This is a genomic window from Citrobacter sp. A316, from assembly GCF_002042945.1.
Classification (GTDB): domain Bacteria; phylum Pseudomonadota; class Gammaproteobacteria; order Enterobacterales; family Enterobacteriaceae; genus Citrobacter; species Citrobacter portucalensis.
The window spans coordinates 1-12,068 of the sequence record NZ_MVFZ01000016.1 but is presented as its reverse complement, the minus strand read 5'-3'; the positions used below and the strand labels follow the sequence as shown (position 1 = coordinate 12,068).

The following is a 12,068-nucleotide window of genomic DNA, read 5'->3' as shown; positions in this document are numbered from 1 at the left end:
TACTGACCTCAGTTAATTCATAAACAGACGTACATGGGCATCGACATGAACAGCCGCAAGAATGTCGATCACCGGCGAAAAAGAAGACATTTCTTCGGGGCGGGTATTGAGTGCCATTTCAGCGTAATCAGGAAAAAGCGACGTGGCTTCGGCCAGGATTTTTTGGCTATCCAGATGCGTAATCCGCATCAGTCTTTGTGCTGCACTGAGAATGGTCGTCGCTACGCCATAAAAGTGCATGGCCAACATGGCGTCTTCATCAAGTTCTAAATGGTGCATAAGTAAGGCATGAGAAACAGGATAGGTGCCAATAACATGGCGCTGGCGTATTTGCTCAAGCCACCAGTTAAATAGACGATCATGGTAAATAGCTGCTGAAAGCTCGGTTAACTTCTTACCCATTCTTTGGGTCATCAGTCGGGCTTCTGGTGATAGTTTTCTACTGATTACATCATTATCTATAGAAATAAGCTCATTTAACCTGTTGCTGCGACAGGCGCGCATGGCCTGTATTTGTGCGACAGCATCACATTTTGCTGCCTGCAATAGTGCCGTACAGACATATTGCTTGAGGGTATGCCGGTCATAGACAATTTCACATGAAATGGCAGACTCAACCCCACAGGAAAAAGTAAATGCCCCGACAGGAAGGACCGAATCTCCAAAATGCAGTATTCGTGCAATATTCAGTACTCTATGTGAACTATCTTGCATGTTCGGCAACCCTATTACGTTAGTGATCAATGTGTACATGTGTATGTGCTTCTTCCGTACCGCCAAAAAGAAGTCTGGATTCCGATGGTGTTAAGAGTGGAATGACTTTTTCACCTTCCGTGAAGTAATACTGACCCTCGGCGTAACCATGAGATTTCATTACTGAAGCCAACATCTTGTCGGCCACGACAATGGGAATAAAAACGCAGTATCCTTTGATGACGGCTTTCCAGTGCTGATTTCCTAGAGCATGACCTAATTCAAAGGCGCGTGTGAGAAGGTCGGTGATTTTCTCTACGCCAAATAATCCCAGATCGACAATCATCACACGTCGTAGCTGTATTTTTACCGTAAGTAAATAACGGTTATTTTTGTCATATAAAAGAATGTCGCCATCATTAAGACGGAGATGACGGTCAAGGGATAAACCGATATCATAGCCGAATTGACTTTTTTTACGGCAACGACTTTTTTGTGCCTCCCATTGTTCTAGCACGAGTACATCGTGTTTAATATCTTCAGCGGAAAGGTCAAGCACACAATGAGAATTAATATTTCCGAGAGTTCTTTCAATTAAATACATAGCTATTTTCCTTTCAACCAAAGAAATATTTTTGATTCATTACCGCAGTTTGAATAGGCTGGCAGGTGGCGTGCACACCATCAACCTTGACGGCGAATGTCTCTGGGTTTACGTCAATTTTTGGGGTTGCATTATTTCTGATAAGGTCGTGTTTACTGATGTTACGACAGTTATTGACTGCGACAACCTGTCTTTCAAGGCCAGTTTTTTCTTTAACGCCATCATCAAAGGCAGCTTTTGAGACGAAAGTAAGGCAGGTATCCTGCAGCGTTTTTCCCATTGCACCAAACATGGGGCGGTAAAATACTGGCTGAGGAGTAGGCAGCGAAGCGTTAGGGTCACCCATTAAAGACCAGTTGATCATTCCCCCTTTAATAATGAGTTTTGGTTTAGCTCCAAAAAATTGCGGTTCCCAGAGTACCAGGTCAGCCATCTTACCCACTTCAACAGAGCCAATAATATGGCTGACGCCTTGCGTAATAGCAGGGTTAATCGTAATTTTGGCGACGTATCGGAGAACGCGGAAATTGTCATTATTTGGGCTATCTTCCGGTAATTTTCCGCGAGCTACTTTCATGGCATGCGCGGTTTGTACCAGGCGAAGCCAGTTTTCACCCACGCGTCCCATAGCCTGAGAATCGCTGGAGAACATAGATATGACGCCCATATCATGCAGGATATTTTCGGCTGCAATGGTTTCAGGGCGAACGCGGCTTTCTGCAAATGAAACATCGGCAGCCACGTTAGGATTGAGGTTGTGGCACACCATAATCATATCGAACAGTTCTGCCTGGCTGTTGATACCAAAAGGAAGCGTTGGATTAGTAGAACTTGGCAGGACGTTTGGTTGGCTGGCGACCTTAATAATATCCGGGGCATGACCACCGCCAGCGCCTTCTGTATGAAAGGTGTGAATTGTCCTTCCTTCAAAGGCGGCAATCGTATTTTCGACATATCCTGCTTCATTAAGACTGTCGGTGTGTACAGAGACCTGAATGTCCATATCATCGGCTGTGCGCAGTGCGTGTCGGAGCGCGTTTGGCGTAGCACCCCAATCTTCGTGTACTTTTAGTCCAACGGCACCGGCAATGATTTGTTCTTCGAGAGGGGCTTTATTGTAGGCATTTCCTTTGCCAAGTAGACCGATATTGACCGGAATACCTTCCCATGCCCGCAGCATGGCGCGCATATTCTTTGGTCCCGCAGTCACTGTGGTTCCATTCGTGCCATCAGTGGGACCTATGCCGCCACCGAAGAAGGTGGTAATGCCGTTAGATAATGCAGCATAAGCTTGCTGAGGAGAGATGAGATGAATATGGGAATCGATACCCGCCGCAGTCAAAATCAAATGCTCGCCTGATATCGCATCCGTGCTAAGCCCAACCGTCATCCCAGGTGTTACACCAGACATAATTGCGGGGTTACCGCTTTTACCAATCCCTGAGATCAGTCCATCCTTAATGCCTACATCCGCTTTAATCACACCCAGTTTTGCATCAACTATCGTGACATTTGTAATAACCAGATCGAGAACCCCTTGGTCGCGGGTACACTGATTATTAGCCCCCATTCCATCACGTAGAGATTTTCCTCCGCCATAGACTGCTTCGTCACCATAACCACGTAAATCTTGTTCAATTTCAATATACAAATCCGTTTCGCCCAAACGAATTTTATCACCGGTCGTTGGACCAAACAGACTGGAGTATTCCTTTCTGGATATTGTTGGCATAAGAGATCCTTAGCTGGGATTGTTTGGCATTTTGAAACCGGCTCGCCGGGCATTATCAATCAGTGATTTCAACTTCACTGGATCTTTAATAACTTCAGCGAGTTGCTGACCTGTCATATCAACGAGGTTATTAAATCCAAAAATATCGTTGTCCCCACTATAGGGGATGAGTTCTATTTCTATCTCATCGCCTGGTTCAAAGCGTATTGCAGTCGTGGCGGTAATGTTTAAGCGCTTTCCCAGCGCACTTACACGATCAAACTCCAGTTCTTTATTAGCTTCGAAGAAATGGAAATGTGAACCTACCTGAATCGGTCGATCTCCTGTGTTCTTAACGCGCACTTTCGTTACAGGTTTCTCTGTATTAAATGACACAGGGGTATCCTGTAAAACATAGCCCCCATAGGGTACGGATTTTGTTTCTTTATCCTCAGGCATAGTCTATTTCTCCTGCTATTAACGAATAGGGTCGTGAACAGTTACCAGTCGGCTACCATCGGTAAAAATAGCTTCAACCTGTATTTGTGGTATAAGATCTGCGACACCTTCCATGACGTCGTCTTTGGTCAGAACATCTCTTGATTTATTCATGACGGTTTCCAGATCATTTCCTTCTCTGGCACTTTCCATGGCTGTTGACGCAATAATAGAAACAGCTTCAGGATAATTTAGTTTTATGCCTTTTTCTTTTCTGCTTTGAGCAACGCTGGCAAGTGAGTAAATCATTATTTTCTCAATTTCTCTGGGACTAAGTTTCATGAATTACTCCTTACCTGAAGGGGTATAAGCATCCTCACCAAATGCTGAATAATCAGGAGATTGGCGAGCGTCATTGGTTGAAATTCGCACCGGGGTAAATCTGTTAATTATCCATAAAATGAGCAGAGTAAAGACAAAAGACCATATGCTGGTGATCAGTACCGCTGCGAGTTGTTTTGCAACCTGCAATATTCCACCACCTTCCAGCAATCCTGACGGCCCTTTGCTGTTCCAGGCCTGAGATGCAAAAACACCGAGTAGAATAGAACCGGTAATGCCACCCATGCCATGTACGCCAAAAACGTCCAGTGCATCATCAACATATTTTTTAACAAACAGTGCGCAGTAGTAGCAGACAAAACCGGCAATAATGCCAATAAATGCGGCGGATGGAATTGAAACATATCCTGCCGCAGGTGTGATGGTGGCAAGACCCGCGACGGCTCCTGTCAGGAAACCAACAAATTTCGGTTTGCCGGTGTGCATTTTTTCAATAAATAGCCATGTGGCACCGGCAAAAGCAGCCGCAATATCGGTGGTGACAAACGCAGAAACTGTAATAGTGTTAACTTGTAATTCAGATCCTGCGTTAAAACCATACCAGCCAAACCAAAGCAATCCCGCACCCAGAGCAATATAAGGAATATTATGGCTACCATCTGGTTGAATGACTCGTCGCCCAACGTATAGAGCGGAAGCAAGCGCAGCGAATCCGGCCGTTGCGTGGACGACGATACCACCGGCAAAATCAACCACACCCCATTTAGCCATTACGCCCTGGGGGCTCCAGACCATGTGCACAAACGGGCAGTAAACGAATAATGTCCAGAGAGTAATAAAAATCAGATATGCCTTGAATTTCACCCTGCCAACAAAAGCACCAGTAATCAAGGCCGGGGTTATAATTGCGAACATCATTTGGTAAGCGAAATGTACCAGGATTGGGATCCCTGCGTTATTGCCGGTAAACAGCGTGTTCGCATTGATATTATGTAAAAATGCATAGTGCAGAGGATCGCCAATAATGCCATTAAGGCTGGGGCCGAAGGCTAAAGAATAGCCCACAGCAAACCACAGTATCGCTACCCAGCTCATGGAGACAAAACTCTGAAACATGATGGTGAGTATGCCTTTACGCTGGACTAAACCACCGTAAAAAAAAGCAAGCCCTGGTGTCATTAACATAACCAGACTAGCGCATAACAGCATAAAAGCTGTATTAGCAGGGTCCAGTAATTGAAATTGAACAGGTGATATTCCCATATACCCTGTGCCCTTTTCTGAAGGTTTATAAAGGTGATGTGTTTTAGCTTTTTCAATATGAAGGGCTAATCACTAATCAGTGTATTTACTGGCAATTATTTATCTTTGAATGAATACAGTTTTAATTGTGGATTATGTTTGCAATATTCAATGACTTGCGGGATGCTGGTAAGATCTGTCTCATTCAAAGACACTGAATCCCCTCCCTTATAAACTGTTTCTTCATGCAGCATCCACCATGCTACAGGAAGCATTGCTTTGGGATTTAGATTGATGAACTCCTGACAGGTCATTTTGTCAGGACTGTTTTCGGCTGAATGTGCCATAGGGGTGTTTAGCATGAACAATGATAATAGAGAGGTAAGTGTGATAAGTACGCGTCTCATATATAGCCTCTTGGTGTTTTGACTACAATTAATTTACTGAAGCGGGAACTGTTGGGGCACAGTTCTCGCTTCAGTGATATCAATACATAAAATTATTGATTACAGATCCTTTTTGATTTTGTCCCACTCACTGTCGGCTTTTTTCTTGAAATTGGCTTTTTTATCCTGCATACATGCCTGAACCAGCGCAGGAGTTACGGTTTCAACACCTTTAACATCAAGTACCGCATCTTCCGGTTTATCCTTTTTATTCAATGCTTCAGCAAAGCCAACTACCGTGGGCTGGAATGTGGCATCCGTGGCAAGAAAATCTTCACATGTCCACTGGCTGAGCGGCTTGTGATTATCTGCCGCCTGGCTCAGCGCGGGGATCATGAGTAGAGTGCCAACGATAATGCTTAATGTTTTATTCATCTAACGTACCTCTTGTATCAATTAATGTCGACGGGTGGAAAGTCTGATAGCGACTATAAATATATATCCTGGAACAGCATGAATGTCATATTTTGAATGAAATCGTGATTTTTATATGTTCAATATTTTCTTTTTATTTGAAAGGGTTGCGCGTTGTTTAAGATGAATTTATCAGACTATATTATTAATGACGTGTTATTTATTGATGATATTTAGCATAAATTAATGTTGTCAGTAGTACTCTGGCTAACAGGAGAAGAAAATGTTAAATGTAACACGAGATATTCTATCTAAACTTGACGATGATGTGCTGGTTAAACAGCGGCGATTTCTTAAATTTCTGGCATGCCTGATGTTCTTGGGTGGGGTGCTTTTTATCCTTTTTCCGTATGTGTCCGGAGGTGTACTCAGTATCATCGTCGGCGGAATTTTAATGTGTAGCGGTGTGGCCCTGGCGATAGGTATGTTTAAGAATCGGGTGCATAACTTTTGGCCCGTTGTTTCTGGAATAGTCGTTAGCATCGCATACTTTTTGATGGGGTATTTTTTCATCACGGCACCTGAGTTGGGTATTTTTGCTATTGCAACATTTTTGGCGTGTTTGTTTTGTCTGGGAGGCATTATTCGACTGACCACGTTTTTTAAGCGTCGTAAAGAGAAAAAAGTGTGGCTGCAAGGGGTGATCGGTGTATTGGACCTTTTTATTGCCTGGTGTTTTATTACTGCTGCTCCGCAGGCATCGATTTACATGGTGTCGATGGTAACGGGAATTGAACTCATGTTGAGTGGGATTAGCTGCATCTTTATTGCCAATCAGTTTCGTAAGCCATAGCATTACGGTCTAAGATATTATTATCAACAGGCCCCGGTAACGGGGTCGTTAATATATAAAAAAACTGCCCTTGCGGGCAGTTGAAAATGAAAATATAGCCAAGTGTTTTCTCAGGGGATCAGTCTGCATTGAAGCCTTTATAATCCTAAATAATATAGATAAACATTTCAAAAGTTATCGTGGTTATATTTTAATAAATAAATCTTAATAATTATTCTTAGTTCCTTTTGTAGTAGTTATCTTAGCGAACAAACGATGTACAACAATAAAGAAGACGGGGACAAAAAATATTGCCAGGATGGTTGCTGCGATCATCCCACCCATCACACCTGTTCCTACCGCATTTTGCGCACCCGATCCTGCGCCATTACTGATGACTAATGGAAGCACGCCAAGAATGAACGCCAGAGAGGTCATCAGAATCGGTCTTAAGCGCATTCGTGCTGCGTCTAATGTCGCTTCAATATCGCTTTTACCCTGTTTTTGCATGAGCTCAACGGCAAATTCTACAATCAAAATTGCGTTTTTAGCGGATAACCCAATTGTGGTCAGCAGACCTACCTGAAAATAGACATCATTGGTTAATCCGCGTAGCCAGGTTGCTGATAAGGCCCCAACAACACCAAGTGGAACAACCAGCATTACGGCAAATGGAATTGACCAGCTTTCATAGAGCGCTGCCAGACACAGAAAAACAACGACGATTGAAATAAAGTACAACATGGGGGCCTGGTCGGTGGATAAGCGCTCCTGATAAGACATTCCTGTCCAGTCATACCCGATACCAGCGGGCAGCTTTTCGATGAGCGAGACCATAAATGCCATGGCATCACCAGTACTTTTACCTGGCGCGGCTTCGCCAAGAATCTCCATCGAAGGAGAGCCGTTGTAGCGTTCAAGACGCGGTGAGCCATAAGTCCACTCTGTTTTGGCAAATGCGCTAAACGGAACCATGTCTGCGGATGCGTTACGGACATACCAACTGTTCACACTTTCTGGGAGCATGCGGTAGGGGATGGCTGCCTGCACAAAGACTTTTTTGACGCGCCCATTATCCAGAAAGTCGTTAACGTAGCTGCTTCCAAAAGCGGTTGAGATCGTTTGATTAATATCGTTGAGATTGACGCCCATTGATTCTGCTTTCGCGGCATTGACCTGCACCCGAAACATGGGCGTATCTTCCAGTCCATTGGGTCGAACGCCGACCACCTGTTCGGGATATTGTTTCGCCATTCCGAGGAGCTGATTTCTTGCCTGAGTGAGTTTTTGATGACCCAGATTGGCTTTATCGATAAGTTCCAGATCAAAACCTGAAGCTGTTCCAAGTTCCGGGACGGCAGGTAAATTAAAGGGATAGACAATGGCTTGGTTGATTGTGCTCAGTGCTTTAATCGCGCGTTGAATAATTGCATTAATGCCATCAGCGCTGGCCGTGCGATCAGACCAGGGTTTCAGGCTAACAAAAGCCAGGCCGTTGTTCTGACCTTGCCCACTGAATCCAAAACCACTGACCGTAAAAACTGATTCCACATTATTTTTTTCCTGAGTCAGGTAATAGTGGCTTACGTCTGCAAGCACCTGATTAGTTTTCACAAGCGTAGCGCCTGGCGGCAACTGGGCCATAGTTAGCAAAACGCCCTGATCTTCTTCAGGTAAAAACGAGGTTGGAATACGTAAAAAAAGTACTAACATGGCAATAATAATCAGTAAATACAGAATCATATATCGAGATGTTACTCGCAGAATTTTACGTGTACTGTCGCTGTAATGTTGGGTAAAACGCTCAAAGTACAGGTTAAACAGTGCGAAAAAACGGGGTGGGGAGTGGGGAATATCCTTATGTGCCGGCTTGATCAGCGTGGCACAGAGTGCGGGAGTTAGCGATAGTGCGGTCAATAAGGAAAGCGCCATAGCTGCGACAATAGTCACTGAGAATTGCCGGTATATTTCTCCGGTAGAACCCCCCAGTAATGCCATAGGTACGAATACAGCCGAGAGGACAAGAACAATCCCCACCAGCGCCCCCTGGATTTGAGACATCGATTTATGTGTGGCCTCTTTGGGCGAAAGATGTTCCTCGGCGATCACGCGTTCAACATTTTCCACAACCACGATAGCATCATCAACGAGCAGCCCAATGGCCAGGACAAGGCCAAACATGGTCAACGTATTGATGGTAAAGCCAGCCACGGCGAGAACGGCAAATGTGCCTAATATGACAACCGGTACCGCAATTGTTGGAATAAGCGTTGCACGAAAATTTTGTAAGAACAAATACATAACGATGAATACTAAAACAATGGCTTCAACCAGAGTTTTAACGACTTCTTGTATTGATATTTGAATGAAGGGCGTTGTGTCATAGGGGTAGACGGTTTTGAGACCAGAAGGAAACCAGGGTGAAAGCCGGGATATTTCCTCTTTCACTAACTTTGCTGTATCAAGGGCATTAGCGCCAGTTGCCAATTTAATCGCAATTCCTGCTGCGGGTTTACCGTTGTATTTCGCGACGGTACCATAACTTTCAGCCCCCAACTCAATGTGGGCAACATCGTTTAACGTAACGCGTGAACCATTCTGTTGAACTTTAAGCAGAATGTTTCCAAACTCCTCAGTACTTTGCAACCGGGTCTGGACGATAATGGAGGCGTTCAGTTGCTGGTTATTTGCCTGAGGCGCACCACCTAATTGCCCTCCCGATATTTGGTTATTTTGTATTTTGATTTTTTGAATGACGTCCTGAGGGACGAGTTGGTATTGATTGAGTTTTACCGGATCAAGCCAAATACGCATGGCATGCTGTGAACCAAATAGCTGAATGCTACCCACGCCGGCGATTCTGCTGAGAGGGTCCTTGATGTTTGACGCGACATAATCGGCAATATCGTACTGGTTAAGCGACCCATCTTCTGAAATAAAGGCGGCAACAAGCAATATATTGCTGCTTGCTTTATCAACACTGATACCTTGTTGTTGTACTTGCTGCGGAAGTGACGGCATCGCCAGTTGCAGCTTATTTTGAACCTGTACTTGAGCGATATCTGGGTTGGTTCCCGATTCGAACGTTAGGGTCATAACGGCATTGCCTGAGGCATCGCTGGTGGAGGACATATACATTAATCCATCCAGGCCATTCATATTCTGTTCAATAATCTGCGTCACCGAGTTTTGTACGGTCTGTGCATCAGCTCCCGGGTAGGTTGCGCTGATTGTTACTGCCGGTGGCGCGATGTTGGGGTATTGTGCGATGGGCAACTGAGTGATGGCAATGACGCCGCTTAACATCATGATAATAGCAAGAACCCAGGCGAAGACTGGGCGCTCAATAAAAAAATTCGCCATAGGGAAGACTCCTGTTACCCGGCTTTATTGCGGTATAGAAGGATTAGGTGCAAAAGGGGAGGGAAGCGCATGAGCTTTAATGCCAGGCCTAATCTGCTGGAGCCCGGTAATAATTACCCTGTCGCCGGGGCGTAACCCGGAAGTTACCAGCCATTTATCTCCTATCGCTTTTGCGGTTGTAATTTCACGCAATTGGACAATATTTTCGGTATCGAGAATGAGTGTTGTCGCTTTGCCGCTGGCATTGCGAGTAACCGCTTCTTGCGGAACCAACAATACATGGTGTTGGATGCCTTCATTGAGCACGGCGGTAACGTACATGCCGGGTAAAAGGGTGTTATCAGGATTAGGGAAGATGGCTCTGAGCGTCACTGACCCCGTTGTTTCATCTACCGTGAGGTCGGAGAATTGCAATTTACCAGTGTGGGCATATCGCTTACCGTTATCAAACTCCAGGAAGACTGCGGCTTGTCCTTGGTTTTGCTCAATTACGCCTTGTTCCATTTCAGTTTTTAGCTGAAGGAAATCATTGGCGGATTGGGTGACATCGACATAAATCGGATCTAGTCGTTGAACCGTGACCAGAGCTTGTCCCTGGTTGGCAGTGACCAACGCGCCGATGGTGACTGTTGATTTGCCGCTTAATCCACTCAGTGGCGAGGTGACGCTGGCATAGTTCAGGTTGATTCTGGCGCTTTCAACTGCCGCTTTCGCCACCACGACGTTTGCCTGCGCTTCTTTCGCGTTAGCCTGAGCCGTGTCATAGTCCTGTCGGCTGACATAGTGTGATTTCAGTAATGACGTAAAACGAGCCAACGTAAAGCGGCTGTTATCTGCAGCCGATTGAGCCTTCGCCAGGTTTCCCTTCGCCCGATCCAGCTCTGCCTGTAAAGGGGCTGGATCAATCTGGTATAATGGATCTCCTGCATTTACCCTGCTGCCTTCCTGAAACTGACGACTGAGAATGATCCCTCCGACCTGCGGGCGTATCTCTGCAATTTCAAAGGGAACAATCCTTCCTGGCAATTTGCTGGTAATATTCGCGGATTCCGCCTGGAGGGTAATCACACCTACATCCGGTACAACGGGATGTGGGAGCGTATTTTTACTGTCATCACATCCTCCGGTGAAGAGAATATTAACCAGGCCAATTACCGCGAATTTTCTTTTTATCTGCATCATAGCACTCACATAAAGGTCACGAGAGTTTGCGGTTTATCGGTACCAATGGGTAATAAACGACGCAATTAAGAAGCCGGTATAAACAGCGAGCAGGGAGAACAGCACATGAACGGTAATTTCCGTACCGGCCCAGATATAATCTTCATTTTGCAAATGTGAAAATACTTCCTCTGAAAAAGTTGAAAAGGTCGATAGACCACCACATAACCCCGTTGTGACCATCAATTTTACTGCTGGCGAGAATGATGTTGAACGGGTAAAAAATACCGTAGCAAAACCAATAATGAATCCAGCAACTATGTTTGAGACAAGAGTGCCGGGAGGCAATAAAGGGAAAAGTGCATTTAGTCGTTGGGATATACCCCAACGTAAAGCGCTTCCGATACTGCCACCAATCATAATGGCAATTAATGATGTCAGCATATAACCTCAATTTACTATGTTAAATAGTATTAACCTGCACTTTAAAAGTAAGGTGATATTTTTAGAGTAACAAGATCGCTGATTCTTCGAAGCTTTAGTTTGAGCATAATGTTAAATTTCTGAATACGTAGAGTTTGCTCAGAAATATTAAGGGATTTAGTTATATCATTTATGTTCTGTTGATTGATAATTGAGTTAACCAGCTTAAGCTGGTTATGCGAAAGTGCGACATTTGGTTTCTGATATGAAATTTTTTCATCTATGATGAGTGAGAGTAAGTTCATGAGTTGCTCTTTTCTGTTTACAAACAGCAACGGTGACAGGCTTTTCAATTTGCTAATTTGAAAAGGAGCAAGAATGATGATTCTTTGCACATCGATATGGTTGAGAAGTCTGACGGTAACTTCGTCAATAATATTATTATGATAAGTATCAATA

The 12,068-nt window shown here is 44.6% G+C and carries 13 protein-coding genes; 1 reads left to right on the top strand and 12 read right to left on the bottom strand.

The features are described 5' to 3' along the window. Positions 1 to 12: 12 nt before the first annotated feature. The 8 genes from BZK41_RS18500 to hdeA all read right to left on the bottom strand — a co-directional run bounded on the left by BZK41_RS18500 (position 13) and on the right by hdeA (position 5,851). Positions 13 to 714, bottom strand: coding sequence for an urease accessory protein UreF (locus BZK41_RS18500; protein WP_079939180.1), 702 nt, complete (start codon positions 712 to 714; stop codon positions 13 to 15). Between the two features lie 19 nt (positions 715 to 733). Further along, positions 734 to 1,297: an urease accessory protein UreE gene (gene ureE, locus BZK41_RS18495; RefSeq protein ID WP_079939101.1), complete on the bottom strand. Its 564-nt coding sequence runs from the start codon at positions 1,295 to 1,297 to the stop codon at positions 734 to 736. Between the two features lie 13 nt (positions 1,298 to 1,310). Beyond that, complete coding sequence (locus BZK41_RS18490) at positions 1,311 to 3,029, bottom strand: urease subunit alpha (protein WP_079939100.1); 1,719 nt, start codon at positions 3,027 to 3,029, stop codon at positions 1,311 to 1,313. A 9-nt stretch (positions 3,030 to 3,038) separates the two neighbouring features. Next, positions 3,039 to 3,467: an urease subunit beta gene (locus BZK41_RS18485; RefSeq protein WP_079939099.1), complete on the bottom strand. Its 429-nt coding sequence runs from the start codon at positions 3,465 to 3,467 to the stop codon at positions 3,039 to 3,041. A gap of 18 nt (positions 3,468 to 3,485) precedes the next feature. Continuing rightward, positions 3,486 to 3,788, bottom strand: a complete 303-nt coding sequence (locus tag BZK41_RS18480; RefSeq protein ID WP_003845045.1) for an urease subunit gamma — start codon at positions 3,786 to 3,788, stop codon at positions 3,486 to 3,488. Positions 3,789 to 3,791: 3 nt separating this feature from the next. Then, entirely contained in the window at positions 3,792 to 5,051 is a 1,260-nt protein-coding gene (locus BZK41_RS18475; protein ID WP_079939098.1) for an ammonium transporter, read from the bottom strand. A 95-nt stretch (positions 5,052 to 5,146) separates the two neighbouring features. After that, positions 5,147 to 5,437, bottom strand: a complete 291-nt coding sequence (hdeB, locus tag BZK41_RS18470; protein WP_079939097.1) for an acid-activated periplasmic chaperone HdeB — start codon at positions 5,435 to 5,437, stop codon at positions 5,147 to 5,149. Positions 5,438 to 5,536: 99 nt separating this feature from the next. Beyond that, complete coding sequence (gene hdeA, locus BZK41_RS18465) at positions 5,537 to 5,851, bottom strand: acid-activated periplasmic chaperone HdeA (RefSeq protein WP_079939096.1); 315 nt, start codon at positions 5,849 to 5,851, stop codon at positions 5,537 to 5,539. Between the two features lie 262 nt (positions 5,852 to 6,113). Here hdeA and BZK41_RS18460 point away from each other — a divergent pair, with 262 nt between their 5' ends. Further along, positions 6,114 to 6,683 (top strand): HdeD family acid-resistance protein, encoded by a 570-nt coding sequence (locus BZK41_RS18460; RefSeq protein WP_079939095.1) that lies wholly within the window; start codon positions 6,114 to 6,116, stop codon positions 6,681 to 6,683. 204 nt (positions 6,684 to 6,887) lie between these two features. On the opposite strand, the gene BZK41_RS18455 is transcribed toward BZK41_RS18460, so the two are convergent. From BZK41_RS18455 to BZK41_RS18440, 4 genes are all read right to left on the bottom strand, one after another. After that, positions 6,888 to 10,025 carry an efflux RND transporter permease subunit gene (locus BZK41_RS18455; RefSeq protein WP_079939094.1) on the bottom strand — a complete coding sequence of 1,046 codons (3,138 nt, stop codon included), beginning with the start codon at positions 10,023 to 10,025 and terminating at the stop codon, positions 6,888 to 6,890. Between the two features lie 24 nt (positions 10,026 to 10,049). Then, positions 10,050 to 11,204, bottom strand: a complete 1,155-nt coding sequence (locus BZK41_RS18450) for an efflux RND transporter periplasmic adaptor subunit (protein WP_079939093.1) — start codon at positions 11,202 to 11,204, stop codon at positions 10,050 to 10,052. A gap of 36 nt (positions 11,205 to 11,240) precedes the next feature. Beyond that, positions 11,241 to 11,630: a fluoride efflux transporter CrcB gene (crcB, locus tag BZK41_RS18445; RefSeq protein WP_079939092.1), complete on the bottom strand. Its 390-nt coding sequence runs from the start codon at positions 11,628 to 11,630 to the stop codon at positions 11,241 to 11,243. 41 nt (positions 11,631 to 11,671) lie between these two features. After that, on the bottom strand, positions 11,672 to 12,068 hold a 397-nt coding region (locus BZK41_RS18440), incomplete at its 5' end, for a LuxR C-terminal-related transcriptional regulator (protein ID WP_139762626.1).